General features: G+C 30.0%; 2 pseudogenes. Both read left to right on the forward strand.

The window, feature by feature from the left end:
- Window positions 1-442 precede the first annotated feature (442 nt).
- Window positions 443-739 (forward strand): annotated as a pseudogene (locus OCU29_RS20150) (cbb3-type cytochrome c oxidase subunit I).
- Window positions 740-907: 168 nt separating this feature from the next.
- A pseudogene (locus OCU29_RS20155) lies at window positions 908-1225 on the forward strand (cbb3-type cytochrome c oxidase subunit I).
- Window positions 1226-1488: the final 263 nt, after the last annotated feature.

The raw sequence follows: 1488 nt of genomic DNA on the forward strand, positions 1-1488 counted from the left end.
ATCCCCCGGCAATCTAATTAATAATGACCAAATTTACAATTCTATTATTACTGCTCACGCATTCATTATAATTTTTTTTATAGTTATACCCTTTATAATTGGAGGATTTGGAAATTGATTAATCCCATTAATATTAGGTATCCCAGACATAGCATTCCCCCGAATAAATAATATAAGATTTTGACTTCTTCCTCCTTCATTATTCCTTCTAATTATAAGAAACTTTATTGGGGGGGGTGTTGGTACAGGATGAACTCTTTATCCGCCCCTATCATCCATTATTGGACATAATTCTCCTTCAGTAGATCTAAGAATTTTTTCTCTTCATATTGCAGGAATTTCCTCAATTATAGGAGCAATTAATTTTATTGTAACAATTCTAAATATACATGTCAAAACTCATTCATTAAATTTTTTACCATTATTCTCTTGATCAGTCCTAATTACAGCATTCTTACTACTTTTATCTTTACCTGTTTTAGCTGGCGCAATCACTATACTTTTAACAGATCGAAATTTTAATACATCCTTTTTCGATCCAACTGGAGGCGGGGACCCTATCTTATACCAACATTTATTCTGATTTTTTGGCCATCCAGAAGTATATATTTTAATTCTCCCAGGATTTGGAATTATTTCCCATATTATCACTAATGAAAGAGGAAAAAAGGAAATTTTTGGTTCATTAGGAATAATCTACGCTATACTAGCTATTGGTCTTTTAGGATTTATCGTATGAGCTCATCATATATTTACAGTTGGTCTCGATATTGATACCCGAGCTTATTTTACTTCAGCAACAATAATTATTGCTATTCCTACTGGTATTAAAGTATTTAGATGACTTGCAACTATCTATGGGTCAAAAATCCAATTCTCACCAGCTATAATTTGAAGAATAGGATTTATCTTTCTATTTACAATAGGAGGATTAACTGGAATTATTCTATCTAATTCATCCTTAGATATTATTCTTCATGATACCTATTATGTAATTGGCCATTTTCACTATGTTCTATCTATAGGGGCAGTATTTGCTATTATCGCAGGGTTTATCCACTGATACCCTCTAATTTTTGGATTATCAATAAATAAACTATGACTAAAAATCCAATTTACTTCAATATTTATCGGAGTAAATATAACTTTTTTCCCTCATCATTTTCTAGGTTTAGCAGGATTCCCTCGACGTTATTCCGACTATCCTGATATATACACTCCTTGAAATGTTATCTCTTCAATTGGCTCTATAATTTCTTTTTTTTCTATAATTTTTTTTATTTTTATTATTTGAGAGTCTTTTATATCACAACGAATTATCTTATATAAATTTTTTATATCTCCTAATTTAGAATGAAACCACTCCTATCCACCAATAATCCACTCTTATCAAGAAATTCCCTATACTACTAATTAATATTATAATATAGCAAATTAGTGCATTGATTTTAAACGGTTATAACGCGTATTTACACATAGTAAAAACGT

Source organism: Nocardioides sp. OK12, assembly GCF_024341885.1.
In the GTDB taxonomy this organism is placed as follows: domain Bacteria; phylum Actinomycetota; class Actinomycetes; order Propionibacteriales; family Nocardioidaceae; genus Nocardioides; species Nocardioides marinisabuli.